Below are 25463 nucleotides of genomic sequence, written 5' to 3' on the forward strand. Positions count from 1 at the left end.
AGACGCATCTTCTTGCGATCAACAGGACTGCTCGAACTTGAAACGCCTCGACCTGAATAACAACAATCCTTGCTCGCCTTCCACCCGCTGGCTGCCGCTGGCCCTGGCCCTGGCGGTCAGTGCCGCGCTGCCCCAGGCCCATGCCGAGCAGGCGCCGAGCGCTATCCACATCCAGGCCCAGCCGTTGGGCCAGGCCCTGAGCCAGCTGGGGCTGCAAACCTCGCTGCAGGTGTTTTTCAGCCCTGAGCTGGTGGCCGGCAAGCAGGCCCCGGCGGTGGACGGCAAGCTGTCGCCGGAGCAGGCGCTGCGCCAGCTGCTGCAAGGCAGCGGCCTGCAATACCAGATCGACGGCGGTTCGGTGACCCTTAGCCCGGCGCCGTCGGCGGCGGGTGACGGCCCTTTGGAACTGGGCGCCACCAGCATCAGTGTGGTGGGTGACTGGCTGGGCGACGCCAACGCGGCGGTGGTGCAGAACCACCCCGGTGCGCGTACGGTGATCCGCCGTGAAGCCATGCTCGAGCAGGGCGCGATGAACGTCGGCGACGTGCTGCGTCGGGTCCCGGGCGTGCAGGTGCAGGACGCCAACGGCACCGGCGGCAGCGATATTTCCCTCAACGTTGGCGTGCGCGGCCTGACGTCGCGCCTGTCGCCGCGTTCCACGGTGTTGATCGACGGCGTGCCGGCGGCCTTCGCGCCTTATGGCCAGCCCCAGTTGTCGATGGCGCCGATCTCCTCGGGCAACCTCGACAGCATCGACGTGGTACGCGGCGCCGGTTCCGTGCGTTATGGGCCGCAGAACGTCGGCGGGGTGATCAACTTCGTGACCCGGGCCATCCCGGAAAAAGCCACCGGGGAAATCGGCACCACCCTGGAAACCTCCCAGCGCGGCGGCTGGAAGCACATCGACACGGCCTTTCTCGGCGGCACCGCGGACAACGGCATCGGCGCCGCGCTGCTGTACTCCGGGGTCAACGGCAACGGTTATCGCGCCAGCAACAACGGCAACGACATCGACGACGTGATCCTCAAGACCCATTGGGCGCCCACCGACCAGGACGATTTCAGCCTCAACTTCCACTACTACGACGCCAAGGCCGACATGCCCGGCGGCCTGACGCAAAAGCAGTACGACGCCGACCCCTACCAGTCGGACCGCGACTGGGACAACTTCAGCGGCCGCCGCAAGGATGTGTCGTTCAAGTACCTGCGCCAGATCGACGACCGCACCCAGTTCGAAGTGCTGACCTACTACTCCGACAGCTTCCGTGGCAGCACCATCGCCGCCCGCGACCAGAAGACCCTGGTGTCCTATCCGCGCACCTACTACACCTTCGGCATCGAGCCGCGGGTGTCCCATGTGTTCGACCTCGGCCCGACCACCCAGGAAGCCAGCGTCGGCATGCGCTACCTGAAAGAAGGCATGCACGAACAGGCCAGCCGCCTGGCCCTGGTCAACAACCAGCCGGTGGTGCGTCCGGGCTCCGACGGCCATGTGTACCAGGACCGCACCGGCGGCACCGAGGCCACGGCCTTCTACATCGACGACAAGATCGACGTCGGCAACTGGACCATCACCCCGGGGATCCGCTTCGAGAACATCCGTACCGAATGGCACGACCGCCCGGTGGCCGGCACCAATGGCGTGCCGGTGCAGGAGAAGCGCCGCGAGATCAACAGCAACGAGCCGCTGCCGGCGCTGAGCGTGATGTACCACCTCTCCGATGCGTGGAAACTGTTCGCCAACTACGAGACGTCGTTCGGCAGCCTGCAGTACTTCCAGCTGGGCCAGGGCGGGGTGGGCGACCAGACCGCCAACGGCCTGAACCCGGAGAAGGCCAAGACCTACGAGATCGGTACGCGCTACAACGATGAGGTGTGGGGCGGTGAGCTGACGGCGTTCTACATCGATTTTTCGGACGAGCTGCAATACATCAGTAACGATGTCGGCTGGACCAACCTCGGCGCGACCAAGCACCAGGGGATCGAGGCGTCGGTGCACTACGACCTGGCCGCGCTGGACCCGCGCCTCGACGGCCTGACCGCCAATGCCGGTTTCACCTACACCCGCGCGACCTATGAAGGGGGCAGCTCGGCGTTCAAGGATCGCGACCTGCCGTTCTACTCGCGCCAGGTGGCGACGCTCGGCCTGCGTTACGACATCAACCGCTGGACCTACAACATCGATGCCTTCGCCCAGTCCAAGCAGCGCTCGCCAGGCAGCATGGTCAACGCCGACGGCAGCTTCAACGACAACTACATCACCGAAGGCAGCGCCGACGGCCAGTACGGCGATATGCCGGGCTACGTCACCTGGAATGTGCGTGGCGGTTATGACTTCGGTTCGCAGCTGTCGAACCTCAAGCTCGGCGCCGGGGTGAAGAACCTCTTCGACAAGCAGTACTTCACCCGCTCCAGCGACAACAACTCCGGCATCTATGTCGGCGCGCCACGGACCTTCTTCGTCCAGGCCAGCGTCGGCTTCTGACCGACCGCGTCGCGCCCATCGCGGGCAATCGAGCGTCGACCGGCCGCTCCTACAGAAGCGAGGCTTGCCCGCGATTTTTATGCCCGGCGCAAACCCCTGTAGCCGCTGCCGCAGGCTGCGATCGAGCGGCACGCTCGTGGGGATCTTGCGGGCGCTGGAGACCCTGCGGGTCTATCGCAGCCTCGCGGGCTCGGCAGCGGCTACAGGAGGGGGGACACCCTCGATATTCCGCTCAGGCCCGATGTTTGTGTAGCCGCTGCCGCAGGCTGCGCAAAGGCCCGCAGGGCCTTCCTGCGATCTCGAAAACGATTGCCCGCGAAGGGGCTCAGACCTTCAACACTTTCCCACTGGCCGCCACGCCAATCAGCATCACCGCGATCAGGCCGAAGGCGATGCTCAGGCTGCTGCCGTGGGCGATAAAGCCGATCAGCGCCGGGCCGGCGAGGATGCCGGCGTAACCCAGGGTGGTGATGGCCGGCACGGCGATGGCTTCGGGCATGACGGTCTGTTTGCCCACCGCGGTGTACAGCACCGGCACGATGTTCGAGCAGCCGACACCCACCAGCGCGTAACCCACCAGAGCGGCTTCCCAGGCCGGCGCCAGGGTCGCCAGCAGCAGGCCCGCGGCGGCCACCGAGCCGCCCATGACGATCACCCGCGTGGCCCCCAGCTTGTGCACGATGGCATCGCCGGTCAGGCGGCCGACGGTCATGGTCAGGGCGAAGGCCGCGTAACCCAGGCCGGCATAGGCGGCATCCACCTGGCGCTCGGCGCTGAGGAACACCGCGCTCCAGTCCAGCACCGCGCCTTCGGCGAGGAACACCACGAAGCACAGGCAGCCAATGAACAGCACCACGCCGTGGGGCACGGCAAAGGCCGGGCCCGAGCTCTGGCTGCCGTACGGCAACATGTGCGGCGCGGCCTTGAGCAGGGCGACGACCAGCAAGGCCACCACCACCAGGGTCGCGCCCAGCGGCGACAGGCCCAGGCCGAGCATGGCGCTGACCCCGGCCGCGCCGACGATGCCGCCGAGGCTGAACAGGCCATGGAAGCCCGACATCATCGGCCGGCCGCTGGCCCGTTCGACGATCACCGCCTGCAGGTTCACCGTGGAATCCACCGTGCCCAGCCCGGCGCCGAACATGAACAGCCCGGCGATCAGCAGCGGCACCGTGCTCACCGTGGCCAGCAGCGGCAGGGCCAGGCAGATCAGCAGGCTGCCGGCGGCCATCACCCGCCGGCAACCGAAGCGCCCGGCCAGCACCCCGGCGATCGGCATCGCCAGGATCGAACCCACGCCCAGGCACAGCAGCAACAGGCCCAATGTGCCTTCATCGAGCCCGGCCCGGGCCTTGGCGTAGGGCACCAGCGGCGCCCAGGCGGCGATGCCGAAACCGGCGATGAAAAAAGCGATGCGCGTGGCCATCTGTTCCAGGCGGCCGGGGCTGATCTGTTGCTCTGAGGTGTGGGTGTTGAGGGCTGTCATAAAAATCCTTGGCGGTCAGCTCCAGGCGCCTGTCGGGCAATCGGCGGTTGCCGCTGGAGGACCGGGCCGGCCGTTTCACCGACCCGTTGTTGATACACCGCCGGCGACATGGCGCCTTCGGTGTGGATAAGCAGGACGCACGAGTGGGCGTCGAGGTGCGCGACTTTGCGCCGCGCGCCATCCTTGCACATCAGGCTCGGTCCCGCGAGACCCGCGGCGGCGGATTCGCCGGCCAGCAGGGGAATGTCCCGGGCGCTGCCGGTGGCCAGCTGGCACATGGCGCCGGCGGTGAGCGCGTCGGGGAGTGTGACCAGGCAATCGTTCGAAGGTTGCAGGAAGCGCCAGGCCGGGCCAGCCATCGACGAGTCCAGCGCGCCACTGGCCAGGCCCCGGCTCGCAGCCCTGGAAATAATATTGCGTGGCTGGCGAATTTGTTTCGCATAATCGCCAGCCTTTGCACAATTTCATTCCATTGATTGCCCACCACTGATTGCCCGCCCATGGATTGCCCGCATGACCACCAGCCTGGATGCCTACGACCTGAAACTGCTCGCCGAACTGCAACGCGATGCGCGCACCCCGCAAAGCGAGTTGGGGTTGCGGGTGAACCTGTCCACCGCGGCGGTCAACCGGCGCCTCAAGCGCCTGAGCGATGAAGGGGTGATCGAACGCTACAGCGCGGTCATCGCTCCCGAGGCCCTGGGCTATGAGCTGAGCATCATTGTCGAGGTGGAGGTGGAGAGCGAACGCATCGATCAGCTCGATGCGCTCAAGCGCAGCTTCCAGGCCTGCCCGCAGGTGCAGCAGTGCTACTACGTGGCGGGCGAGTGCGATTTTGTGCTGATCTTCGCCGTGCGCAATATGGCCCAGTACAACGAACTGACTCGTGAGCTGTTCTTCGAGAACAACAACGTCAAGCGCTTCAAGACCCTGGTGGCCATGAGTCGGGTCAAGGTCGGGCTGGATGTGCCGACCACCCCTTGAAACACCTTAATTCCCTGTAGGAGCGAGCTTGCTCGCGATCAGCCGCCAGGCTGAAAGACATGGCGGTGCATGCGGGATTTTTATCGCGAGCAAGCTCGCTTGTATGTCTTAAGGTGGGCAAGGGGGCTCTTATCACGAAACAAAACGACAACGCGGCGCCCTTGGGCGCCGCGTTGTCGTGGGGCGGCCGATCAGCCCTGGCGGCGGGCATCCAGGCTGAAGCGACCGGCGCCGAAGGCCACCACTTGCAGCAGGCCACCGGCCATGGCGATGTTCTTGAAGAAGTGGATGAACTGGTTCTGGTCGCCCAGGTTGTTGTGGAAGGCCAGGGCGGTGGCCACGCTGAACACGGCCAGGCCCAGGGCTACCAGGCGGGTGCGGTAGCCGGCGATCAGCAGCAGGCCGCCACCCAGTTCCACGGCGATGGCGATGCCCAGGGCCAGTTGCGGGAAGGGCAGGCCGACCGATTGGATGTAGCCGACCATGGCGGCCGGCGCGGCGATTTTCGAGAAGCCGGAAAGGATGAAAATGGCGCTGAGCAGGACGCGCCCGATCAGGCTGATGCTGGCGTTGCTGTTCGAGGTAGTGGACAGGCTGTTGGTCAGTGTGGACATGCTGGATTCTCTCAGTGGGTTCGGCCTCACCACCTTGGTGCGCCGCGATGGAGAGAAGTTTGCCACTGGCGTTATGAACGTAATAGCCGAATAATTTCGAGTGTCAGATTCGATTTTTTAGAACGTAGCCTTTGCGAGAACAGCCCCATGTCCAGCAACCCCGGTACGCCCACCCTCGATCAATTGCGCATCTTCCTCACCATCGTCGAGGTCGGCAGCTTTGCCGGCGCGGCGCGCAAGCTGCATCGCGCTACCTCGGTGATCAGCTATTCCATGGCCAACCTGGAGCTGCAACTGGGGGTCAGCCTGTTCGACCGCAAGACCACCCGCAAACCCCAGCTCACCGAGGCCGGGCGCACGGTGCTGGCCGAGGCGCGGAGCATCTATAACGGCATCGACGGCCTGCGGGCCAAGGTCAAGGGGCTGCTGCAAGGCCTGGAAGCAGAGGTTCACCTGGTGATCGACGTGATGTTCCCGGCGGCGCGCATCGTCGATGCGCTGAAAAACTTCCGCCGCGAGTTCCCCACGGTTCAGCTGCACTTGCACATGGAGGCCCTGGGCGCAGTGGCCGAGATGGTGCTGGCGGGACGCGCCGCGGTGGGTGTCAGCGGCATGGTGCACCGCGATCTGGGCGGTATCGAGCGGGTGCAGGTGGGGTTCGTCCAGCTGATTCCGGTGGCGGCTCCGGAGCATCCGCTGGCGCAAGCATCGGTCAACCTGCCGGGGGCTGGTCGCGAACATGTGCAGCTGGTGCTGTCGGACCGTTCCGAGCTGACGCGCAACCAGGATTTCGGCGTGGTCGGCACCCACAGCTGGCGCCTGGCGGACCTGGGCTCCAAGCATATGCTGCTCAGGGAAGGCATCGGCTGGGGCAACATGCCGGCGCCGATGGTCGAGGAGGACCTGGCCAGCGGGCGCCTGGTGCAACTCGATCTGCCGGGCAGCCAGGGCCTGCCTTATGGCTTCGACGCCATCTACCGCCTCGACACGCCACCGGGGCCGGCGGCGTCCTGGCTGATCGATTGGCTGGTGGCCCAGGCTCAGTCCGCCTGAGGCATTGCCTGATCGGCTTCCTGGAGTGGGCCGAGGGCCTGGGCCAGGAAGTCGACGAAGAAGCGGATCTTCTGCGACACATGGCGATTGCTGGCATACACCGCGTAGATCGTCCGGCGCGGCATGGAGTGACAGGGCAGGACCCGCTGCAACTGGCCGCTGTCGAGCAGCGGCTGGGCGATGAACGAGGGCAGGGCGCCAATGCCCAGCCCGGCCTGGAGCATGTCGCTGAGCATCAGGCTGTTGTCCACGGCAAAGCGCACCGGCAGTTCCAGGCGGCTGCTGCCTTGCGGGCCTTCCAACTGCCAGTGGCCGGGGTGTTCGGCCAGGCGATAGGCCAGGCAGCTGTGCTCGCGCAGCTCATCGACCGTCTGTGGGCTGCCCTTGGCCTGCAGGTAGGCCGGGGCGGCGCAGATCACCTGTTCGATTTCCCCCAGGCGCCGGGCGATCAGCGACGAGTCGCTCAACTGTCGGCGTATCCGCAGCGACACGTCGAAGCCTTCGCTCACCACATCCAGCAGGCGGTCGTCGAGGGTCAGGTCGATGCGAAATTGCGGGTAGCGTTGCATGAAGTCGGCCAGGATCGGCGACAGCACCTTGAGGCCGAACGACAGCGGCGCGTTGACCCGCAGGCGACCGCCGGGCTCGCGGGTGCCGGCTCGGGTCGCGCATTCCAGGGCCGTTAGTTCGTCGAGCAGGTGGCAGCACTCGCTGAAGTAGGCCTGGCCGGCGTCCGACAGGCTCATGCGGCGCGTGGTACGCAGCAGCAACAGGCTGCCCAGGTGTTCCTCCAGCTGGCGCACCTGCTTGCTGACCGCGGCGGTGGATTGCCCCAGGTCGTTGGCCGCGAGGCTGAAGCTGGCGCGCTCCACCACGCGGCGAAAGGTGCGCATGGCTGCCAGCACATCCATATTGTTTCTCCTGGGTTGAATATGTCTTAACGAAACGCCTGATTATCGCCGAATTGTTAATCCATACCATGGGCACTTCATTTCACAGGAGTGTCGTCATGGCTGTTTCCCGTTTGTTGCCTGTCATCCCCGGCCTGGCCGCCTTGTCGCTGTTCAGTGCGCTGTGCGGCGCCGCGCCCCAGGCCGAAGTCGGCGTCAGCCCCTGGGGGCCGAAGGATGAGATCGGCCGCCTGAACCTGATCACCGAGCAGTCGCGGGCGGCGATCATGGCCCGGGTCAGCGGCAGCCAGGCCTACGACCTGGCGGTCGAGTACTTCGTCGGCATGCCCAGCTGGCAGGCGGCGGGCGATCCGCCGTACCAGATGTGGATGACCCACACCCCCCACGGCAATGTGATCGCCGACCCGATGCAGGTCGGCGAACCGATGAACCGGCATGTCAGTTACACCGGCTCGGCGGTGTCGATGTATGCCCACATGGGCACCCATATCGATGCGCTCAACCACTTCGGCCTGGACGGCAAGATCTGGAACGGCTTTCGCGCCGACCAGCACCTGGGCGACCGCGGTTGGAACGTCACCGGTGCGGAAAAACTGCCGCCGATCGTTGCCCGCGGGGTGCTGATCGACGTCGCCGCGGCCAAGGGCGTGGACATGCTGGCGGACAATTACCGGGTGACCCGCGCCGACCTGCAACAGGCGCTGAAGGCGCAGAAGGTCAGCCTGGAAAAGGGCGACGTGGTGCTGATCCGCACCGGGCGCATGCGCGACTATGAAAAGGCCCAGGCCTATATGGCCAACCCGCCGGGCATGAGCCTGGACGCGGCGAAGTTCCTGGTGGAGGAGGGCGGTGCCATGGTGGTGGGCGCCGATAACCTCAGTTTCGAGACCTTCCCGTCGGAGGTGGAAGGCAACTACTTGCCGTTGCATACCTACCTGCTGGCGATGCAGGGCGCGCCGATCCTGGAGCTGGTCAACCTCGAAGGCCTGTCGCGGGACCGGGTGTACCAGTTCGCCTTTATCGGCGCGTCGTTGAAGTTGCGCGGTGCCGATGCCGCGCCGATTCGGCCGATTGCCTTGCCGATTCGCTAGCCGCCTGCCGTGCGACCTGTAGCCGCTGCCGCCCGCTCAGCCCCGATGCTTGTGTAGCCGCTGCCGCAGGCTGCGATCGAGCGGTACGCTCGCGGGGATCTTGCGGGCGCTGGAGACCCTGCGGGTCTGTCGCAGCCTCGCGGGCTCGGCAGCGGCTACAGGGATGGGGATATCCTTATATTCCGGTCAGGCCCGATGCTTGTGTAGCCGCTGCCGCAGGCTGCGATCGAGCGGCACGCTCGCGGGGATCTTGCGGGCGCCGAGACCCTGCGGGTCTGTCGCAGCCTCGCAGGCTCGGCAGCGGCTACAGGGGCTGTCGGCGTTAGTCTTGCTCGCATAACGCCCGCAGGGCCGGGTCGCGCACTTGCATCAGTTCGAACAGCCCCAGGGCCCTGAGCGCCGGCAGGGCGGCCAGTAGATCTTCCTCGGCCACGCGGCGCTGCTGCGCCGAGGTGTCCGGGTCGCTCCACAGCCGGGCATTGATCAGAAAGGCCCCCACCGTCCCCTTGCGTACCCGAGTGCCGTTGAAGTCGCCATGGTTGAGTTGATCGGGTAACAGGTCTTCGGCGCGCATGGATCGATACTCGTGTGAATGAGCGCTCAGTCTGCGGCCTGGGGATTGGCTAAACTGCCTGGTTCTTGCCATTGAATAACGTGAAACAGCCAATGTCCCAACCTTTGGTTTCCCCCTTGCTCGCTCAAGCCCAGGGCGGCCCGCTGCTGGTCGCGGCGTGGCAACACAGCCCGATCGAACGGCAGACCGCCGCCCACAGTCACGCTCGCGGCCAACTGCTTGGCGCCCGGCGCGGCCTGTTGTCGGTGACGGCGGCCGACAGCCAGTGGGTGGTGCCGGCGACCCATGCGGTATGGGTGCCGCCGCGCTGCGAACACGCCCTGCGTTCCCATGGCCCGTTCGACGGCTGGAGTGTCTACATCGAGCCCGAGGCCTGCCACGAACTGCCGGCGCAACCACGGATCATTGCCACCTCCGGCCTGTTGCGGGAGGCGGTGATGCGTGCGGCGAGCTGGCCACAAGGCGCGCTGGATGAGCCGCAATTGCGCATCGCCCGGGTGATCCTCGATGAACTGGGCAGCCTGCCGGTGGAACCGTTTGGCCTGCCATTGCCTGTGGACCCGCGGTTGCGGCGGATCTGCCAGGCGCTGGCCGACGACCTGGCGGACAGCCGCGGCCTGGAGGCCTGGGCGCAGTGGGCGGGGATCTCGCCACGAACCCTGGCCCGGCGTTTTGTCGCCGAGACCGGCTTTGCCTTCAGCCAGTGGCGGCAGCGCGCGCGATTGCTGCGGGCCCTGGAGCGCCTGGCGGCGGGCGATGCGGTGACCCGGGTGGCGCTGGACCTGGGCTACGACAATGTCAGCGCCTTTATCGCCATGTTCCGCCGTCAGTTCGGGGTGACGCCGGGGCGCTATTTCGCCCGGCACGGAAAAGGCTGAGCGCCGCTACCCCGGTAGACGCGGGCGCATGCCCTCACCCCGCCGAAAACCGCTCCCGGCTGTTGCTCAGGTGGGTCCACATCGCCGCCCGCGCGGCATCCGGGTCCTGGCGGCGGATGGCGGCGTAGAGGGTTTCGTGTTCCTGGTTGGCCAGGGTCGCCAGTTGCGCCAGGTCGACATCGCCGCGCTCGGCGTCGCGCACCCGGGTCCGGGGGATCAGGGCGTTGCCCAACGATTGCAGGATCTGCACGAAATAGGGGTTGCCGGTGGCTTCGGCGATCAGCAGGTGGAAACGCTGGTCGGCCTCCACGCAACTGTCGTTGTTGGCCAGCAGTTGCTGGTAGTCGTCCAGCGCCTGGCGCATCTGCGCCAGTTGCTCGGCGCTGCGCCGGCGGGCGGCGAGAGCCACCGCCTGGGTTTCCAGGCCCAGGCGCAATTCGAGGATGTCGCGCACGCTCAGGGCGGTATCGACGTTCAAGCGCAGGCCGTGGGTGTCCTGGCGCTCCAGGACAAAACTGCCGACGCCATGGTGGGTTTCCACCCAGCCGGCGGCCTGCAGTTTGGAGATGGCTTCGCGCACCACGGTGCGGCTGACGCCATGGGCGCGGACGATGGTGCTTTCCGACGGCAGCTTGTCACCGGGCTTGAGCAGGCCGCGCATGATCTGTTGGGTCAGGTCGCTGACCAGGTCATGGGCCAGGTTGGTGGAAGGGCGACGGCGGCCCGGGGCGATATCGGATTCGGTGCTCATGGCAAGGTCGCGCGGGGAGGAAGCAAAAAGCTTATCACCGAAGTGGCCGGGCAGGGCTCAACTTGTCTGACATGTATGACAAGTTGTCGGATAAGTCACTTCAGGGTTCAGTGCAGGTTCTCAGCGCGAGCGCAGCCTGAAAAATATTTCTGTGCCTGTGTTTTTTATTTATATGAATTAAATCAATCAGTTAAATTTATTTCTCAACATTCTCTTCGATCAGTAGAGCCTCGCGTACTGACTTCTGCGACGAGTCTGCGCTTGTGACGCTATTTTTCTACTTGTATGATGACTGTCAACTAGGGCGCTCGCCCAGTCACCCGCACACAACAACAAACAAGTGGGAGAGGCATCGTGAATACCACCCTCAATCCGGCCGGCGACGATTCCCTGCTGGCCATCGCCGTGGCGAAGGTCAAGCGCCATGTGCTGCCGCTGTTCGTCATCATGTTCATCGTCAACTACATCGACCGGGTCAACATCGGCTTCGTCCGCACCCACCTGGAACATGACCTGGGCATCGGTGCCGCGGCCTACGGTTTTGGCGCCGGGCTGTTCTTCATCGGTTACGCGCTGTTCGAAGTGCCGTCCAACATGCTGTTGCAGCGGGTCGGCGCTCGGATCTGGCTGACCCGCATCATGTTCACCTGGGGGCTGGTGGCCACGGCCATGGCCTTCGTGCAGAACGAAACCCAGTTCTATGTACTGCGCTTCCTGCTGGGGGTGGCCGAGGCCGGGTTCTTCCCCGGGGTGATCTACTACTTCACCCGCTGGTTGCCCGGGGTGGAGCGGGGCAAGGCGATCGCCATTTTCCTAAGCGGTTCGGCCGTGGCTTCGCTGGTCTCCGGCCCATTGTCCGGAGCGCTGTTGCAGATCGAGGGCCTGGGCTGGCACGGCTGGCAGTGGATGTTCATCGTCGAGGGCATGGCCTCGGTGCTGCTCTGCGGTTTTGTCTGGTTCTGGCTCGACTCCACGCCCCGCGACGCCAAGTGGCTGAGCGCCGCCGAGCAAGAGGCGCTGGTGCAGGTGATCGACAGCGAACAGCGCGAGCGCGAAGCGGCGATGCCGGTCAAGCCGTCGCTCTGGACCCTGCTCAAGGACCGGCAGATCCTGCTGTTCTGCCTGATCTACTTCTGCATCCAGCTGACCATTTACGCCGCGACCTTCTGGCTGCCGAGCATCATCAAGAAGATGGGCGACCTCAGCGACCTGCAGGTGGGGTTCTTCAATTCCATTCCCTGGCTGATCTCGATCATCGCCATGTATGCCTTCGCCGCGGCGTCCGGCAAATGGAAGTTCCAGCAGGCCTGGGTCGCCAGCGCCTTGCTGGTGGCGGCCGCGGGGATGTTCCTGTCCACCACCGGCGGGCCGGTGTTCGCCTTCGTCGCCGTGTGCTTCGCCGCTATCGGCTTCAAGTCGGCATCCGCGCTGTTCTGGCCGATTCCCCAGGCCTACCTGGATGCGCGCATCGCCGCCGCGGTGATCGCCCTGATCAACTCCATCGGCAACCTCGGCGGCTTCGTCGCCCCGGCCACCTTCGGCCTGCTGGAGCAGCGCACCGGGTCGATCCAGGGTGGCCTGTACGGCCTGGCGGCGACCTCGATCATCGCCGCGATCATCGTGTTTTTCGCCCGCACCCGGCCCAAGGCCCATGTCATGCCGACGCCCTTGGACGATGCACGCCCGCTGCTGGACAAAACCCACTGACCTTTGCCGACAGGAACCGACCCATGACTCTCGACACCACCCTCAATCAGCCCGCCCAGACACCGCTTGTCACCCGACTGCAAGTGGTGCCGGTGGCCGGGCATGACAGCATGCTGCTCAACCTCAGCGGGGCCCACGGCCCGTTTTTCACCCGCAATATCGTGATCCTTACCGACAGCGCCGGTAACACCGGGGTCGGTGAAGTGCCGGGGGGCGAGCGGATTCGCGCGACCCTCGAGGAGGCCCGGGAACTGCTGGTCGGCCAGCCCATCGGCCATTACCAGAAGCTGCTCAACCAGGTGCGCCAGCGCTTTGCCGAGCGCGATGCCGGCGGGCGGGGCCAGCAGACTTTCGACCTGCGCATCGCCATCCATGCGGTGACCGCGCTGGAAGCGGCGCTGCTCGACCTGCTCGGCCAGTTCCTCGGGGTGCCGGTGGCGGCGCTGCTCGGCGAAGGCCAGCAACGCGAATCGGTGAAGATGCTCGGCTACCTGTTCTACATCGGCGACCGGCACCAGGCCGACCTGGCCTACCGCAACGAAGCCGAGGCCGACGATGCCTGGCTGCGCCTGCGCCATGAACCGGCGCTGAATGCCGAGAGCATCGTGCGCCTGGCCGAGGCGGCCAAGGCGCGGTATGGCTTCAACGACTTCAAGCTCAAGGGCGGCGTGCTGCGCGGCGAAGAGGAAATGGAGGCGGTCACCGCCCTGGCCGAATGCTTTCCCAAGGCGCGCATCACCCTTGACCCCAACGGTGCCTGGTCGCTGAAGCAGGCGATCGCCCTGTGCCGCGATCAACACCGGGTGCTGGCCTATGCCGAAGACCCCTGCGGCGCGGAAAACGGTTACTCCGGGCGCGAGGTGATGGCCGAATTCCGCCGCGCCACCGGGCTGCCCACGGCGACCAACATGATCGCCACCGACTGGCGGGAAATGGGCCACGCGATCCAGTTGCAAGCGGTGGACATTCCCCTGGCCGATCCGCATTTCTGGACGATGCAGGGTTCGGTGCGGGTGGCGCAGATGTGCCATGAATGGGGCCTGACCTGGGGCTCGCATTCCAACAACCACTTCGACATTTCCCTGGCCATGTTCACCCATGTGGCGGCCGCGGCGCCGGGCGAGATCACCGCCATCGACACCCACTGGATCTGGCAGGACGGCCAGCACCTGACCCGCAATCCGCTGCAGATCGTCGAGGGCTGCGTGGCGGTGCCGCAGACGCCGGGGCTGGGCGTCGAACTGGACCTGGACGCGCTGGCCCGCGCCCATGAGCTGTACAACAGCCGGGGCCTGGGCGCGCGGGACGACAGTGTGGCCATGCAGTTCCTGATCCCGGGCTGGCGCTTCGACAACAAGCAGCCGTGCCTGGTGCGCTGAGCCAGGCAGGAGGGGCTTGGCCGGGCCGCTGCATTCACAGTAATGTCAGCGGCCCGTCTGCTTTTGGAGCCCTGCAATGACTGCTTTCTACGATGCCCGCGGCAATCTTTACGGTGTGGTGGCGCCCGAGGCGGTACGCCGGTTGGGGATCGCCTTGCCGGCCAGCGCGGCCGAGGCGGCGCTGGCCCGGGCCAATTGGAGCGAGCAGGCCGTCGAAGCCCTGTGCAGTTGGCCCTCCGGTACCCGGCCGGAAAGGGCCAAGGCCCATCGCAGCGACGGTTTGCTGGTCGGGCCGTTCCAGGACGCGCCGCCGTTCGACCTGCTGATCGTCAACACCGACGGCACCCTGGCCGAGCGCAGCGGCAACGGCCTGACCATCTTTTCCCAGGCCTTGACCGAGCAAGGGCTGCTGCCGGCCCAGGGGCCTGCGCAGCTGCGGGTGCATCACGACAAGCCGGACGGGGTGTCGCCGCTGGCGACCCTGGTCGAGCCGGCACAGGTCGCCGGGGTGTCCGGTTTCTGGCTGGACCTCGGGCAACCGGCGTTCGGCCCACACGCCGTGGGTGCGCAACACGGGGTCGAGAATGACGATTCGAGCTGCGTCGACCTGAGCCGGGTGCGCGGGCTGGCGCGGTTGCACCCGCAATGGAGTCGTAGCCAGTTCGTGCGTATCGGCAACCCCCATTGCGTGACCCTGGTCAGTGACGCCAGCGTCTTGCCGGGCAACCGGCAGATGAGCGAAGCGCCCCTGGCCGAGGCCCTGACCCGCATCGCCTACGCCTTGCCCACCGGCAGCGGCGAACCCTGCCCGGCCGGGGTGAACCTGCAATGGGCGTGGCTGGAGGGCCCGCAGCGCATCGCCGCGCGGGTGTTCGAACGCGGCGAAGGCCCCACCGCATCCTCCGGCACCAGCGCCAGCGCGGTGGCCAGCGCGGCGTGGCGGGTCGGTTGGGTCAAGGCTGGCGAAGTCGCGGTGGTGATGCCCGGCGGCACCGCGCCGCTGCGCCTGGAAGCGCGGGGTGGGGAGTTGGTGCGGGTGAGCCTGTTCGGTACCGCCCGCGCCCTGTAGCCGCTGCCGCAGGCTGCGATCGACCGGCACGGTCGCAGCGATCTCAGGGACGCCGGAAGATCCTGCGGATCTTTGCGCAGCCTGCGGCAGCGGCTACAGGGAAGGGCTGGAGTGCGATGGATGCTGGTGGATCGCCTTCGCGGGCAAGCCTTGCTCCTACAGAGGAATACGCAACCTGCTTCTGTAGGCGCGAGGCTTGCCCGCGATGATGTCAGCGGTCGTTACACAAAACCTGCGTCGCCCGGCAGCTCGACCTGGGCCATCTGCCGTTTCATCAGCACCTTGCCGTCGCGGATTGAGTACAGCGGCAGGCCTTGGCTGCGGATCATTTCGTAGTCGCTGTCGGCCGACAGGATCAGCAGGTTGGCCGGCCGGCCTTCTTCCAGGCCGTAGCGCTCGCCCAGGGCCAGGGCCTTGGCGCTGTTGTCGGTGACCAGGTCGAGGGCGCTCTGCAGGTTGCGGTAGCCGAGCATGTGGCAGATATGCAGGCCGGCCTCCAGCACCCGCAGGATGTTGCCGTTACCCAGGGGGTACCAGGGATCGACGATCGAGTCCTGGCCGAAACACACGTTCATCCCGGCTTCCAGCAGCTCGTTGACCCGGGTCACGCCGCGGCGTTTCGGGAAGCTGTCGAAGCGCCCCTGCAGGTGGATGCTTTCGGTGGGGCAGGAAACGAAGCTGATGCCCGAGTGGCCGAGCAGACGGAACAGCTTGGCGCAGTAGGCGTTGTCGTAGGAGCCCATGGCGGTGGTGTGGCTGGCGGTCACCCGCGAACCCATGTCGCGGCTGCGGGCTTCCTCGGCCAGCACTTCGAGAAAACGCGAGTGCGGGTCGTCGGTCTCGTCGCAATGCACGTCCACCAGGCAGCCGGTGCGTTCGGCCAGGTCCATGAGGAACTTCACCGAGCTGACGCCCTGGTCGCGGGTGTACTCGAAATGCGGAATACCGCCCACCACATCGGCGCCCAGACGGATGGCCTCTTCCATCAGTTCGCGACCGTTGCGGTAGCTTTCGATGCCTTCCTGGGGGAAGGCGACGATCTGCATGTCCACCAGGTGCGCGCTTTGCTCGCGCACTTCGAGCATGGCCTTGAGCGCGGTCAGCTCCGGGTCGGTGACATCGACATGGGTGCGCACGTGCTGGATGCCGTGGGCGGCGAGGGCGCGCAGGGTTTTCCGGGCGCGGGCCTTGGTGTCTTCCTGGGTGATGGTGACCTTGCGCTCGCCCCAGCATTCGATGCCTTCGAACAGGGTGCCGCTCATGTTCCAGCGCGGCTCGCCCGCGGTGAGGGTGGCGTCCAGGTGAATGTGCGGCTCGACGAAGGGCGGCACCACCAGGTTGCCGCCGGCGTCGAGGTCGTCGGGGCCCAGGGTCGGGGCTTCGGTCTGCCGGGCGATGCTGGCGATGCGACCGTTCTCCAGGTGCAGTTCGTGCAGGCCTTCGCGGTTGCGCAGGCGGGCGTTGATGATGAGCATCGGAGCGATTCCTTTTTCAATCCAGGCGGTCAGGGTACGGCGCTCGGGCCGGCGGCCGCAACGTCGCGTGGCCCGGGCTCATGCCTGGATGTCCGCGGCGGTGGTGGCGCGTGCGCCGAGCAGGCTGCTCAGCAGCATGTAGCTCAGGGCGGCGGCCGCGATGCCTACCAGCGGCGCGACCCAGGGCGAGCCGAAGGCCGCCACGGTGCCGATGGCATAGGCGCCCAGGCCGGCCCAGTTGAACGCCGGCAATTTGCTGTCGGCCAGGCGCGGGTACTGGCCGCGGTAGCGATAGAAGAAGTCGGCCATGATCACCCCGCCAATCGGCGGGATCACCGTGCCCAGCAGAATCAGGTAGGGCACCAGCATGTCGTACATGCCCAGCAGCGCCAGCAGGGTGCCGATCACCGCGCCAGCCAGGGTCACGGTCTTGCGTCGGCCAGTGCGCAGCAGGTTGCAGCCGGCGACGGCGAAGTTGTAGATGGTGTTGTCCTGGGTGCTCCAGATATTCAGCAGGAGCATGGCCATGGCGGCCATGGCGAAGCCCTGCAACAGCAGCACTTCGACCACGTCCGGCTGCTGGTAGACGATGGCGCCGTAGGCACCGATCAGCACCATCAGGCCGTTGCCGATAAAAAATCCGATCAGGCTGGCCAGCACCGCGACCCTGGCCGAGCGGGAAAAACGCGTCCAGTTGGTGGCCTGGGTGGCGCCGCTGACGAAGGTACCGAATACCAGGGTGATGGCGGTGGACAGGTCGAGGCTGGCGCTCGGCACCACGGCCAGCAACCCCTTGAGGCCGCCGACCTTGACCGTGGCCACCCACATCGACAGCAACAGCAGTAGGGCCATGGCCGGCACCGCGATCCAGGAGAGGATTTCCAGCCCGCGATAACCGACGTAGGCGGTGGCGCAGAACATCAGGCCGAACAGCACCATCAGCCCCAGCACAGTGTCCTGGCCCAACTCGAAATACTTGCCCAGCACCACCGCGGCGGTGGCGGTGCCCCAGGCGTACCAGCCGATCTGGGTGAAGCCGAGGATCAGGTCGCTGAGCTTGCTGCCCACCTCGCCGAAACAGAAGCGCCCCATCAGCACCGAGTTCAGGCCGCTCTTGAAGGCGATATAGCCCAGGCCCGCCGCATACAGGCCCAGCAGCAGGTTGCCGAGGACGATCACCCCGAGCATCTGGCCAAAGCTGAAGGCCACGCCGAGCTTGCCGCCGGCGAACATGGTGGCGGTGAAAAAGGTGAAGCCCAGCAGCACCATGGCCGTGGAGGCCAGGCCCTTGCGCGCGTGCATCGGCACTTCGCTGAGCGGGTAGTCGTTACCTGGATCGTTCTGCGTCATTTGCCTTCCCCTGATTGGCCCAGGCGTGGCCTGGTGCGTAAGCGACGCAGGCATCTGCTGCAGTCGCCGTGCCAACGCCCCCAGGGTCAGGGGCGCCCGGCCGACGCTGTGCAACCTGCAGGAGATTTATAGACAAGCAGGGGATTTTTGCTTTCCGGCGCGGCCGATTGGCCGGCTTTGGCGCGAAAGCGGTGCGCCGGTGAGACAAATTGGATCACTGGCCGCTCAGTCCTCGGGGGCCTCGAAAATGCCCTCGATGGGCAGGCCGAAGGCCTTCGCAATCTTGAAGGCCAGGGGCAGGCTGGGGTCGTAGCGACCGGTCTCGATGGCGTTTACGGTCTGCCGCGAAACCTCCAGGCGCGCGGCCAGTTCCGCCTGGGACCAGCCTTGCGCGGCGCGCAGCTCACGCAGGCGGTTGTTCACTGGTAGCGCCTGTTGCCGAGGAGCGTGGCCACCAGCCACACCGAGCCCATGATCGGCCAGACGGCGAACATCGACAGTCGCGGCAGGCCCGCTATTTCCAGGAAACCGTAACTGAAGGTGATCAGCGCGGTGCAGACAAAGGCGATGCCCAGGGCGTTGAGCTGGATGCGCTGGCTGAGTTCATCCAGGCGCCGCAGCTGGCGGATGACCACCAGCGCCATGGCGATCATCGGGATCACGGGAATCAGCGACACCGCGATGCGCCCGGCGCTGCTGTCCATGCCCGGCAGCAGGTAAGTGCTGAGCACCACGGCGACAAGGTACGCCAGCAGGACGAGGGTGAATTCCACGAGGTAACGTTTGCCGCACATGGCCGGCTCCTGAAGTAAAGGGTGCTTTACATTATGCAGGCGATCCAGCGGTGTCAAGGACGCTTTACATTGACTCAATCGAACAGGGTCAGGCGGGTTTCGCCGCGGTGGAAGGCAAAGGCGGCTTCGATATCGCTTTCCACGGTGCGGCCGCGGGACAGTTCGGGCAGGGCGTCGAGGGCGAAGAACCCGGCGTCGCTGACTTCCGAGCCGGCCACCGGGGCGCTGCGCTCACTGCGCTCGCAGAGAAAATACAGCTTGTAGAAGTCCCGGGTGTCGGGGGTGAAGGGGCCCTTGGCCTTGTGTCGGACGCTGTAGAGGGCGCGGGCCGAGACGCTGAGCCCGGCCTCTTCGTGGATCTCCTTGACGATGTTTTCGGCGGCCGACAGGCCGATATCGGCATACCCGCCGGGCATGGCCCAGCGCCCGTCGGTCTGTTCGCGGACCAGGAGGATGCGCTGGTCTTCGATCAAGGCGCCGCGTACATCCACCAGGGGTGTCGAGTAGCGTTTGGCGAAGTCCGACACCAGGCCGGCGATACGTTCCAGGGGCACGTCGGCCAGTTGCGCGAGCATGCTGTGGGCGATGTCGGCGACTTCCTGGTAACGCTCGCGATCGAACGGGTCCTTGCAGAAATGCAGCCCGGTGGAGGCCAGGGCCTGCAAGCGTTTGGCGTGGGTGAGCCAGGTGTTTTCCATGGTGCGTGTCCTCAGGTAATCGCTAGGGGCCAAATCCGTCACTGTAGGAGCGAGCTTGCTCGCGATGAGGCCCTTGAGTATTGCATCGGCCTTGAAGACTTATCGCGAGCAAGCTCGCTCCTACAGGGGGCGTGCCGGTGGTTGCTGGGCGAGGTAGGCGGCCAGGCGCGGAAGGGCTTCTTCGGCGCTGCGGCTGTGGCCGGCCCAGGTGCAGGCCAGCATCAGGTTGCGTGGCAGGTGGAAGTCCTCCACCAGGAAACCTTCGGCGTCGCGGCCGTCGGCGTCATGGGGCACCTGTTCGCGCAGGGTCGCGGGCACCTCGAACCAGGCCCACACCGGTTTGCCCAGGGCGATGGCCATGCCCACCTCGAAGGCGGTGCCGGAGTCCGGCTCCAGGCCGCGAAAGTCGTTGAGGTTGGCCAGCACTGCGTCGCAGTCGCGGATCATCTGCATGTTCTGCTGGCAGATCAGTTGCGCGGTCTGCTCCGGCGTCGGCTGGGCCGGCACCTGCTGGTCGAAGGGGTAGAGGCCTTGCAGGCCCTGGGCCTGGCACAGGTGCTTGAGGTATTCGCCGCGGGCGATGGCATCGCGGCGAAACAGGTCGAAGCCGGCGAGGTAGATACGTGGGTTCATGCCTGGCTCCCGGCCTCGGGCAGAAAGCGCAGCAGCGCGGCGATGATGGCTTCCGGGGCGTCTTCCTGCAGCAGGTGGCCGGCGTTGGGCACCGCCTGGAAGCGCGAGCCGGGGATCAGCCGGTGCAACTGGCGCCCGCGTTCGATGGGAATCCACTGATCGTCCTCGCCCCAGAGGATCTGGGTCGGGCAGCGAATGCCGGGATAAAGCCCGGCCACCTCCGTGGTGTAGCGCTCGTCCATTTGCGCGATCTGCCGGTAGAAGGCGGCCTGGCCGCTGGCGCCGAGCCAGGGCTGGACGTAGGGCGCCAGTTCCCGGTCGGGGATCTCGCGCTGGATCGCCCCACGAATGTAGGCCGGCACTATGGCGCGCTGGATATAGTCCGGCACGCCGCTGAAGGCCTGTTCATGCTGGCGCACGTGCTGCACGAACGGCGAGCCCCAGGGCGACAGCGCCACCGGGTCGAGCAGGGTCAGGCTGCGATAGTCCTTGCCGTTGAGCAGGTGAGCGCGCAGGGCGGTGGCGCCGCCGAAGTCGTGGGCCACCACGTCCGGGCGCTCCAGGCCCCAGTGTTCCAGCAGTTCGGCCAGCAGCTGGTTCTGCACGCCGAGGGACACATCCTGGCCGGCGGCCTGTTCCGATTGGCCGTAGCCCAGCAGGTCGAAATAGTGCACCCGGTGGCTGGCGCTGAAATGCGGGGCGATGCGGTGCCAGACGTAGGAAGAAAACGGCGTGCCATGCACGAACACCAGCGGCGGCCCATCGCCGTGAATGGCGTAGCGCACCTTTTGTCCGTTGAAGCTGTAGGTTCGATCCAGCGGCCAGTCACTCATGTTGTGGTCCTCTGTGGGTGATCGGTCCGGCGCCTTGCTCATGCAGGCCCGGCGCAGCCCATGCTCCTTGGCGCGCTGAGTCTCGGTGTCAGCGCGGCGCGAGCACAGGCGATGTTTTCGCTCATGGCTGGGTTGGTGTAAAGCCGGATGTGGCTATGACCGGCGGCGAGCGCCTGTCGTTCAGCGAAGTCCAGCCATTGCCGGCCTCGATCAGGCTCAGGTCGGCCACGGTGGCCGGGCGAATGGTCGAGGGCATGAGGGGGAGTTCTCCGCTCAAGGCGCGAGGGCCGAGCGGGCAAGCATAGGCATAAAAAAACCACCGCGGCGGTGGTTTTTTTCAGGCGGGCGACGGTTTATTCGCCGCGATAGATGCAGCCGCTGGTGCAGGTCTCGTGAATGCGGATCGCACTCAGCTCCGGCAGCAGGGGTTTGAGCTCGTTCCAGATCCACTTGGCCAGCACTTCACTGGTGGGGTTTTCCAGGCCGGGGATGTCATTCAGGTAGTTGTGGTCCAGGCGCTCGTAGAGCGGCTTGAAGATCTCCTTGATTTCGGAGAAGTCGCGAATCCAGCCGGTATGCGGATCGAGGTCGCCGCTCAGGTGGATGGCCACCTTGAACGAGTGGCCGTGCAGGCGCCCGCACTTGTGGCCTGCAGGCACGTGGGGCAGGCGGTGGGCGGATTCGAAGGTAAATTCTTTGAAGATTTCCACAGTGTCGGTCAGCTCGGTCAGGTGGCTATCGCCGCGGGCGATGTAAGGCAGGCGGCGAGTTTACCAGCTTGGTTATACGGTTGCGGGAAAACACTGACTAAAGGGTCAATAGCTGTTCGCCGAGACGACCGCTACCGGCCAGCTCAAGGAACTCGTCGCCCAGGCGCCGGCTTTCGTCCATCGCGCTGCGCCAGTATTTCTGGCGGCTGGCGTCGTCGCCCATGAAGCGCTTGAAGTCGTTGCGGTCCGGCAGTTTGCCGTAGGGCAGGCGCGCCAGGTATTCCTTCGACGGTGCCAGCAGCAATACGTCCTGCAAACGGCCCGGGTTGCCGCGGCGCCAGGGCAGGGTCTTGTCGAACCAGCCGGGAATTACCCGGTCGGTGAAGTGCGGGTAGAGCACGATATCGTCGCCGCTGTAGGGCAGGTCGAGGTGGTAGTCCAGCAGGCCGCCGTCGCGGAAGGTGCCGGCCCCGGCCCCGGGCAGGTCGCGCACGCCTTGCATGACCATCGGGATCGAACCCGAGGCCAGCAGGGCCTGGCGCAGGTTGCCGGTGTCCAGCGGCACGAAGCGCGAGGGGAAGTCGTCGAGGGCATGCAGCGGCGGCGCCAGGCGCGGGTCATGCAGCACCAGGCGTTCGAAGTGCCGCGCCAGGCGCGCGCGGCCACGCAGGTTGTCGGCGATCACCGAGGACAGCCCCAGGCCCAGCCGTCCGCGATGGTCGTCGGCGAGCAGGCCGTGGCTTTTCACCACCATGATGTTCAGCCGGTAGTGCGGGTTGTCGAGAATGCTCGCGTCGCGGCCGTCGAGCAGCTCGTGCAGCATGCGCTGCGAGCTCTGGCTGATCTGCGCCATGCTCACGCCCTTGGCGAAACTCTGGGCGTTGTACAGCTGGCCCAGGCGCCGGATGCCTTCGGCGGCGTCCGGCAGGCAGGCGCTGGCGAAGCGCCAGGAACCCACCGAGGCGCCAATCAGCGAGCGTTCCCGTGGCGCCGCTGGCAGCCATTCGCCGAACAGCGCCAGGTCTAGCCCCTGGATGCCCAGGGCTTTCGGCCCGCCGGCGGCGCCGGGCAGGGTGCCGACCTCGGCCGCGCTCAGGCCGTTGGCGCGAATGCGCGCCAGGGCGCGTGGGCCGGCCTTGAGGGTCAGGGCAGGGAACTTGATGTGGATAGCGGTCATACCGGCCTCAATCTCGAGCGACAGCCGAGTATAAAAGCTCGGGCCCGCGGCGCCGAATGAAACCTGCGCGGCGCCGATGATGGCCATTCAGTTTCAATTAAGTTCGACCGGCTATCGTGAGCCCCGTAGCAACACATAACGAGAAACTCGGAGACACCCCATGAAAACCCTGACTGCCCTGTTCACCGCGACCCTCATCGGTATGACCGCCAGCCTGGCCCATGCCCGCGACCTGGGGCCCGACGAGGCCCTGAGACTGCGCGACGCTGGTACCATTGTGTCCTTTGAAAAACTCAATGCCACGGCATTGGCCAAGCACCCGGGCGCGACCATCACCGAAACCGAGCTGGAAGAGGAGTACGGCAAGTACATCTACCAGATCGAGATGCGCGACCCTCAAGGGGTTGAGTGGGACCTGGAATTGGACGCAGTGAGCGGCCAGGTGCTCAAGGATCATCAGGATACGTAATGAAGGTGAATCTACGCGCCGGCAGCAGGGTGGCCCTGGCGCTTCTGGCTTTTTGCTCGGTGGCGCTGGCCCGCGACCTGGACCAGGACGAAGCCCTGCGCCTGCGCCAGCAAGGGGTGATCCTGCCGCTGGAGCAATTGCTGCAGCAGGCCCTGGACCGTTACCCCGGGGCCAAGCTGCTGGAAGCCGAGCTGGAAGAAAAACACGACGTCTACATCTATGAAGTCGAGCTGCTGACCGCCGAGGGCGTGGTTCGCGAGCTGGACCTGGAGGCCACCACCGGCCGCTTACTGAAAGACAAGGAAGATGACTGATGCGCCTGCTCCTGGTGGAAGACCACGTCTCCCTGGCCGACGAACTGCTGGCCGGGCTCAACCGTCAGGGCTACGCCGTGGACTGGCTGGCCGATGGCCGTGACGCGCTGTATCAGGGCGCCAGCGAGCCCTACGACCTGATCGTGCTCGACCTCGGCCTGCCCGGGGTGCCGGGCCTGGAAGTGCTGGCCAAATGGCGCGCCGGCGGCCTGGCGACCCCGGTGCTGATCCTCACCGCCCGCGGGTCCTGGGCCGAGCGCATCGAAGGCCTGAAGGCCGGCGCCGACGACTACCTGACCAAACCCTTCCACCCGGAAGAATTGCACCTGCGCATCCAGGCGCTGCTGCGCCGTTCCCACGGCCAGGCCAACCAACCGACGCTGCAGGCCGCCGGGCTGCACCTCGACGAAGGCCGCCAGTGCGTGCTGCGCGACGGCGTGGACATCCAGCTGACCGCCGCCGAGTTCCGCCTGTTGCGCTACTTCATGCTGCACCCGGAACAGATCCTCTCGAAAAGCCATTTGGCCGAACACCTCTACGACGGTGAGACCGAGCGCGATTCCAACGTGCTGGAAGTCCACGTCAACCACCTGCGGCGCAAGCTCGGGCGCAGCGTGATCGAAACCCGCCGCGGCCAGGGCTACCTGTTCGGCGGGAACGCCCAGTGAGGTCGATCCAGCGCCGCCTGAGCCTGGGCCTGATCAGTGTGATGGTGATTGTCGGCCTGGTGCTGGCGCAGACCAGCCTGTGGCTGTTCGAGATGGGCTTGCAACGCTACCTGGAAGCCGGCTTGCGCAACGACAGCGAAAGCCTGCTGGTGGCGCTGGTCCGGGGCCCCCAGGGTTTGCAGCTGGACGAGCGGAGGTTGTCGCCGGCTTATCAGCGACCGTTTTCCGGGCATTACTTTCGCATCGACTTCGATGACGTGCACTGGCGCTCCCGCTCGCTGTGGGACCAGGACCTGCCTGCACTGGCACAGACCGGCCTGCACAGCAACCTGCAGCTGGGACCGGAAGGCCAACGCCTGCTGGTGCTGCGCACCGACTACCGGCGCCTCGGGCAGTCGATTTCCATCAGCGTGGCCCAGGACTACACCCCGGTGCGCGAGAGCTTCCTGCGCATGCAGCAGGTGGGCCTGGGCCTGGGCCTGGCCGGCCTGCTGCTGATCCTGGTCCTGCAGCGGGTCACCGTGCGCCGCGCCTTGCGCCCGCTGGAGCAGGCCCGCGAGCAGATCGCCCAATTGCAGCGCGGCCAGCGTTCGCAACTGGACGAACAGGTGCCGCTGGAGCTGGAACCGCTGGTGGCGCAGATCAACCATTTGCTGGCCCATACCGAAGACAGCCTGAAGCGTTCGCGTAATGCCCTGGGCAACCTCGGGCACGCGCTGAAGACCCCGCTGGCGGTGCTGCTGAGCCTGGCGTCCAACCCCAAGCTGCAGGCGCACCCGGAGCTGCGCCAGTTGCTCGAGGAGCAGCTGGAGCAGGTGCAGCAGCGGCTCAACCGCGAGTTGAACCGCGCGCGCCTGGCCGGCGATGCGTTACCCGGCGCGCTGTTCGATTGCGACGCCGAGCTGCCGGGGCTGCTGGCGACCCTGAGCATGATCCATGGCGAGCACCTGGACCTGAGCTATCAGGCGGCTCCCGGCCTGCAACTGCCCTGGGACCGGGAAGACCTGCTGGAGCTGCTGGGAAATCTGCTGGACAACGCCTGCAAGTGGGCCGATGCCGAAGTGGCGCTGAGCGTGTGGCGAACCGCCGAGGGTTATGGCCTGGCGGTGGACGACGACGGGCCGGGGATTCCCGAGGAGCAGCGCAGCCAGGTGTTCAGCCGTGGCACGCGCCTGGACGAACAGACCGACGGCCACGGCCTGGGCCTGGGCATCGTGCGCGACATAGTCGAAAGCTGGGGCGGGGTGCTGCGCTTGCTGGAAAGCCCGCAGGGCGGCCTGCGGGTGTTGATCGAGTTGCCTGGGCGCCAGTAGCGGTTGCCCCCGAGCCTGGCGATGACAGGTGGGTCGCTATCGCGAGC

The 25463-nt window shown here is 66.2% G+C and carries 28 protein-coding genes; 12 read left to right on the top strand and 16 right to left on the bottom strand.

Annotation, left to right across the window (positions count from 1 at the left end; translation table 11 throughout):
• Positions 1-37 precede the first annotated feature (37 nt).
• Positions 38-2485 (top strand): TonB-dependent siderophore receptor, encoded by a 2448-nt coding sequence (locus AC07Y9_RS21010; protein ID WP_173679805.1) that lies wholly within the window; start codon positions 38-40, stop codon positions 2483-2485.
• 325 nt (positions 2486-2810) lie between these two features.
• Here AC07Y9_RS21010 and AC07Y9_RS21015 read toward each other — a convergent pair whose 3' ends face one another.
• Entirely contained in the window at positions 2811-3971 is a 1161-nt protein-coding gene (locus AC07Y9_RS21015; RefSeq protein ID WP_053261926.1) for an MFS transporter, read from the bottom strand.
• Positions 3968-4330 carry a PALP domain-containing protein gene (locus tag AC07Y9_RS21020; RefSeq protein WP_102680726.1) on the bottom strand — a complete coding sequence of 121 codons (363 nt, stop codon included), beginning with the start codon at positions 4328-4330 and terminating at the stop codon, positions 3968-3970. The genes AC07Y9_RS21015 and AC07Y9_RS21020 overlap by 4 nt, the downstream gene beginning before the upstream one ends.
• Positions 4331-4484: 154 nt before the next feature.
• Here AC07Y9_RS21020 and AC07Y9_RS21025 point away from each other — a divergent pair, with 154 nt between their 5' ends.
• Entirely contained in the window at positions 4485-4955 is a 471-nt protein-coding gene (locus AC07Y9_RS21025; protein ID WP_062825261.1) for an Lrp/AsnC family transcriptional regulator, read from the top strand.
• Positions 4956-5146: 191 nt separating this feature from the next.
• Here AC07Y9_RS21025 and AC07Y9_RS21030 read toward each other — a convergent pair whose 3' ends face one another.
• A complete protein-coding gene (locus AC07Y9_RS21030; protein ID WP_007932743.1) occupies positions 5147-5569 on the bottom strand; it encodes a DoxX family protein in 423 nt (140 codons plus the stop codon).
• A gap of 147 nt (positions 5570-5716) precedes the next feature.
• On the opposite strand from AC07Y9_RS21030, the gene AC07Y9_RS21035 reads away from it, so the two are divergent.
• A complete protein-coding gene (locus AC07Y9_RS21035) occupies positions 5717-6622 on the top strand; it encodes a LysR family transcriptional regulator (RefSeq protein WP_102690484.1) in 906 nt (301 codons plus the stop codon).
• On the opposite strand, the gene AC07Y9_RS21040 is transcribed toward AC07Y9_RS21035, so the two are convergent.
• Positions 6610-7533, bottom strand: coding sequence for a LysR family transcriptional regulator (locus AC07Y9_RS21040; protein ID WP_102680728.1), 924 nt, complete (start codon positions 7531-7533; stop codon positions 6610-6612). The genes AC07Y9_RS21035 and AC07Y9_RS21040 overlap by 13 nt on opposite strands.
• Before the next feature lie 98 nt (positions 7534-7631).
• Between AC07Y9_RS21040 and AC07Y9_RS21045 the strand changes: the two genes are divergently transcribed.
• Positions 7632-8624 (top strand): cyclase family protein, encoded by a 993-nt coding sequence (locus AC07Y9_RS21045; RefSeq protein WP_007932749.1) that lies wholly within the window; start codon positions 7632-7634, stop codon positions 8622-8624.
• 322 nt (positions 8625-8946) lie between these two features.
• Here the strand turns inward: AC07Y9_RS21045 and AC07Y9_RS21050 are convergent, their stop codons facing one another.
• On the bottom strand, positions 8947-9198 hold the full coding sequence (locus tag AC07Y9_RS21050; protein ID WP_053261922.1) for a hypothetical protein: 252 nt from the start codon (positions 9196-9198) through the stop codon (positions 8947-8949).
• A gap of 92 nt (positions 9199-9290) precedes the next feature.
• Here AC07Y9_RS21050 and AC07Y9_RS21055 point away from each other — a divergent pair, with 92 nt between their 5' ends.
• A complete protein-coding gene (locus AC07Y9_RS21055) occupies positions 9291-10076 on the top strand; it encodes an AraC family transcriptional regulator (RefSeq protein WP_102680729.1) in 786 nt (261 codons plus the stop codon).
• A 34-nt stretch (positions 10077-10110) separates the two neighbouring features.
• Here AC07Y9_RS21055 and AC07Y9_RS21060 read toward each other — a convergent pair whose 3' ends face one another.
• On the bottom strand, positions 10111-10827 hold the full coding sequence (locus tag AC07Y9_RS21060; RefSeq protein ID WP_007930610.1) for a FadR/GntR family transcriptional regulator: 717 nt from the start codon (positions 10825-10827) through the stop codon (positions 10111-10113).
• Positions 10828-11181: 354 nt separating this feature from the next.
• Between AC07Y9_RS21060 and AC07Y9_RS21065 the strand changes: the two genes are divergently transcribed.
• From AC07Y9_RS21065 to AC07Y9_RS21075, 3 genes are all read left to right on the top strand, one after another.
• A complete protein-coding gene (locus AC07Y9_RS21065) occupies positions 11182-12534 on the top strand; it encodes an MFS transporter (protein ID WP_102680730.1) in 1353 nt (450 codons plus the stop codon).
• Between the two features lie 23 nt (positions 12535-12557).
• Complete coding sequence (gene gudD, locus AC07Y9_RS21070; RefSeq protein WP_102680731.1) at positions 12558-13913, top strand: glucarate dehydratase; 1356 nt, start codon at positions 12558-12560, stop codon at positions 13911-13913.
• Positions 13914-13989: 76 nt separating this feature from the next.
• Entirely contained in the window at positions 13990-14982 is a 993-nt protein-coding gene (locus tag AC07Y9_RS21075) for a diaminopimelate epimerase (RefSeq protein WP_102680732.1), read from the top strand.
• Between the two features lie 221 nt (positions 14983-15203).
• Here the strand turns inward: AC07Y9_RS21075 and codA are convergent, their stop codons facing one another.
• From codA to AC07Y9_RS21125, 10 genes are all read right to left on the bottom strand, one after another.
• The gene (codA, locus tag AC07Y9_RS21080; RefSeq protein WP_007930597.1) at positions 15204-16457 is read right to left on the bottom strand and encodes a cytosine deaminase; all 1254 of its coding nucleotides are present in this window, start codon (positions 16455-16457) and stop codon (positions 15204-15206) included.
• 78 nt (positions 16458-16535) lie between these two features.
• Positions 16536-17807: a cytosine permease gene (gene codB / locus AC07Y9_RS21085; protein ID WP_102680733.1), complete on the bottom strand. Its 1272-nt coding sequence runs from the start codon at positions 17805-17807 to the stop codon at positions 16536-16538.
• A gap of 225 nt (positions 17808-18032) precedes the next feature.
• Positions 18033-18230, bottom strand: a complete 198-nt coding sequence (locus AC07Y9_RS21090; protein ID WP_009044678.1) for a helix-turn-helix transcriptional regulator — start codon at positions 18228-18230, stop codon at positions 18033-18035.
• Positions 18227-18601 carry a hypothetical protein gene (locus tag AC07Y9_RS21095; RefSeq protein WP_009044677.1) on the bottom strand — a complete coding sequence of 125 codons (375 nt, stop codon included), beginning with the start codon at positions 18599-18601 and terminating at the stop codon, positions 18227-18229. The genes AC07Y9_RS21090 and AC07Y9_RS21095 overlap by 4 nt, the downstream gene beginning before the upstream one ends.
• Positions 18602-18675: 74 nt before the next feature.
• Entirely contained in the window at positions 18676-19299 is a 624-nt protein-coding gene (locus AC07Y9_RS21100) for an NUDIX hydrolase (protein WP_053261915.1), read from the bottom strand.
• Positions 19300-19419: 120 nt separating this feature from the next.
• Positions 19420-19932 carry a nucleoside 2-deoxyribosyltransferase gene (locus AC07Y9_RS21105; protein WP_102680734.1) on the bottom strand — a complete coding sequence of 171 codons (513 nt, stop codon included), beginning with the start codon at positions 19930-19932 and terminating at the stop codon, positions 19420-19422.
• Complete coding sequence (locus tag AC07Y9_RS21110; protein WP_102680735.1) at positions 19929-20765, bottom strand: alpha/beta fold hydrolase; 837 nt, start codon at positions 20763-20765, stop codon at positions 19929-19931. The genes AC07Y9_RS21105 and AC07Y9_RS21110 overlap by 4 nt, the downstream gene beginning before the upstream one ends.
• A 121-nt stretch (positions 20766-20886) precedes the next feature.
• Positions 20887-21021: a hypothetical protein gene (locus AC07Y9_RS21115; protein ID WP_256580985.1), complete on the bottom strand. Its 135-nt coding sequence runs from the start codon at positions 21019-21021 to the stop codon at positions 20887-20889.
• Between the two features lie 97 nt (positions 21022-21118).
• Positions 21119-21475: a 6-carboxytetrahydropterin synthase QueD gene (queD, locus tag AC07Y9_RS21120; protein WP_007930577.1), complete on the bottom strand. Its 357-nt coding sequence runs from the start codon at positions 21473-21475 to the stop codon at positions 21119-21121.
• 97 nt (positions 21476-21572) lie between these two features.
• Positions 21573-22652, bottom strand: coding sequence for a patatin-like phospholipase family protein (locus tag AC07Y9_RS21125; protein ID WP_037035686.1), 1080 nt, complete (start codon positions 22650-22652; stop codon positions 21573-21575).
• A 160-nt stretch (positions 22653-22812) separates the two neighbouring features.
• Between AC07Y9_RS21125 and AC07Y9_RS21130 the strand changes: the two genes are divergently transcribed.
• Genes AC07Y9_RS21130 through AC07Y9_RS21145 form a run of 4 tightly spaced genes read left to right on the top strand, consistent with a single transcriptional unit; the run spans position 22813 to position 25416 of the window.
• Positions 22813-23121 carry a PepSY domain-containing protein gene (locus tag AC07Y9_RS21130; RefSeq protein WP_007930566.1) on the top strand — a complete coding sequence of 103 codons (309 nt, stop codon included), beginning with the start codon at positions 22813-22815 and terminating at the stop codon, positions 23119-23121.
• The gene (locus AC07Y9_RS21135; RefSeq protein WP_007930564.1) at positions 23121-23435 is read left to right on the top strand and encodes a PepSY domain-containing protein; all 315 of its coding nucleotides are present in this window, start codon (positions 23121-23123) and stop codon (positions 23433-23435) included. Before AC07Y9_RS21130 ends, AC07Y9_RS21135 begins: the two co-directional genes overlap by 1 nt.
• Complete coding sequence (locus AC07Y9_RS21140; RefSeq protein WP_007930561.1) at positions 23435-24103, top strand: response regulator transcription factor; 669 nt, start codon at positions 23435-23437, stop codon at positions 24101-24103. The genes AC07Y9_RS21135 and AC07Y9_RS21140 overlap by 1 nt, the downstream gene beginning before the upstream one ends.
• The gene (locus AC07Y9_RS21145; RefSeq protein ID WP_102680736.1) at positions 24100-25416 is read left to right on the top strand and encodes a sensor histidine kinase; all 1317 of its coding nucleotides are present in this window, start codon (positions 24100-24102) and stop codon (positions 25414-25416) included. The genes AC07Y9_RS21140 and AC07Y9_RS21145 overlap by 4 nt, the downstream gene beginning before the upstream one ends.
• The last annotated feature ends 47 nt before the right edge of the window (positions 25417-25463 follow it).

The organism is Pseudomonas sp. GW456-L12 (assembly GCF_059424045.1).

Coding starts and splice junctions, on each gene's coding strand:
- AC07Y9_RS21015 (WP_053261926.1), bottom strand. CDS start 3,971: ATGACAGCCCTCAACACCCACACCTCAGAGCAACAGATCAGCCCCGGC.
- AC07Y9_RS21020 (WP_102680726.1), bottom strand. CDS start 4,330: ATGGCTGGCCCGGCCTGGCGCTTCCTGCAACCTTCGAACGATTGCCTG.
- AC07Y9_RS21025 (WP_062825261.1), top strand. CDS start 4,485: ATGACCACCAGCCTGGATGCCTACGACCTGAAACTGCTCGCCGAACTG.
- AC07Y9_RS21030 (WP_007932743.1), bottom strand. CDS start 5,569: ATGTCCACACTGACCAACAGCCTGTCCACTACCTCGAACAGCAACGCC.
- AC07Y9_RS21035 (WP_102690484.1), top strand. CDS start 5,717: ATGTCCAGCAACCCCGGTACGCCCACCCTCGATCAATTGCGCATCTTC.
- AC07Y9_RS21040 (WP_102680728.1), bottom strand. CDS start 7,533: ATGGATGTGCTGGCAGCCATGCGCACCTTTCGCCGCGTGGTGGAGCGC.
- AC07Y9_RS21045 (WP_007932749.1), top strand. CDS start 7,632: ATGGCTGTTTCCCGTTTGTTGCCTGTCATCCCCGGCCTGGCCGCCTTG.
- AC07Y9_RS21050 (WP_053261922.1), bottom strand. CDS start 9,198: ATGCGCGCCGAAGACCTGTTACCCGATCAACTCAACCATGGCGACTTC.
- AC07Y9_RS21055 (WP_102680729.1), top strand. CDS start 9,291: ATGTCCCAACCTTTGGTTTCCCCCTTGCTCGCTCAAGCCCAGGGCGGC.
- AC07Y9_RS21060 (WP_007930610.1), bottom strand. CDS start 10,827: ATGAGCACCGAATCCGATATCGCCCCGGGCCGCCGTCGCCCTTCCACC.
- gudD (WP_102680731.1), top strand. CDS start 12,558: ATGACTCTCGACACCACCCTCAATCAGCCCGCCCAGACACCGCTTGTC.
- AC07Y9_RS21075 (WP_102680732.1), top strand. CDS start 13,990: ATGACTGCTTTCTACGATGCCCGCGGCAATCTTTACGGTGTGGTGGCG.
- codA (WP_007930597.1), bottom strand. CDS start 16,457: ATGCTCATCATCAACGCCCGCCTGCGCAACCGCGAAGGCCTGCACGAA.
- codB (WP_102680733.1), bottom strand. CDS start 17,807: ATGACGCAGAACGATCCAGGTAACGACTACCCGCTCAGCGAAGTGCCG.
- AC07Y9_RS21095 (WP_009044677.1), bottom strand. CDS start 18,601: ATGTGCGGCAAACGTTACCTCGTGGAATTCACCCTCGTCCTGCTGGCG.
- AC07Y9_RS21100 (WP_053261915.1), bottom strand. CDS start 19,299: ATGGAAAACACCTGGCTCACCCACGCCAAACGCTTGCAGGCCCTGGCC.
- AC07Y9_RS21105 (WP_102680734.1), bottom strand. CDS start 19,932: ATGAACCCACGTATCTACCTCGCCGGCTTCGACCTGTTTCGCCGCGAT.
- AC07Y9_RS21110 (WP_102680735.1), bottom strand. CDS start 20,765: ATGAGTGACTGGCCGCTGGATCGAACCTACAGCTTCAACGGACAAAAG.
- AC07Y9_RS21115 (WP_256580985.1), bottom strand. CDS start 21,021: ATGCCCTCGACCATTCGCCCGGCCACCGTGGCCGACCTGAGCCTGATC.
- AC07Y9_RS21125 (WP_037035686.1), bottom strand. CDS start 22,652: ATGACCGCTATCCACATCAAGTTCCCTGCCCTGACCCTCAAGGCCGGC.
- AC07Y9_RS21130 (WP_007930566.1), top strand. CDS start 22,813: ATGAAAACCCTGACTGCCCTGTTCACCGCGACCCTCATCGGTATGACC.
- AC07Y9_RS21135 (WP_007930564.1), top strand. CDS start 23,121: ATGAAGGTGAATCTACGCGCCGGCAGCAGGGTGGCCCTGGCGCTTCTG.
- AC07Y9_RS21140 (WP_007930561.1), top strand. CDS start 23,435: ATGCGCCTGCTCCTGGTGGAAGACCACGTCTCCCTGGCCGACGAACTG.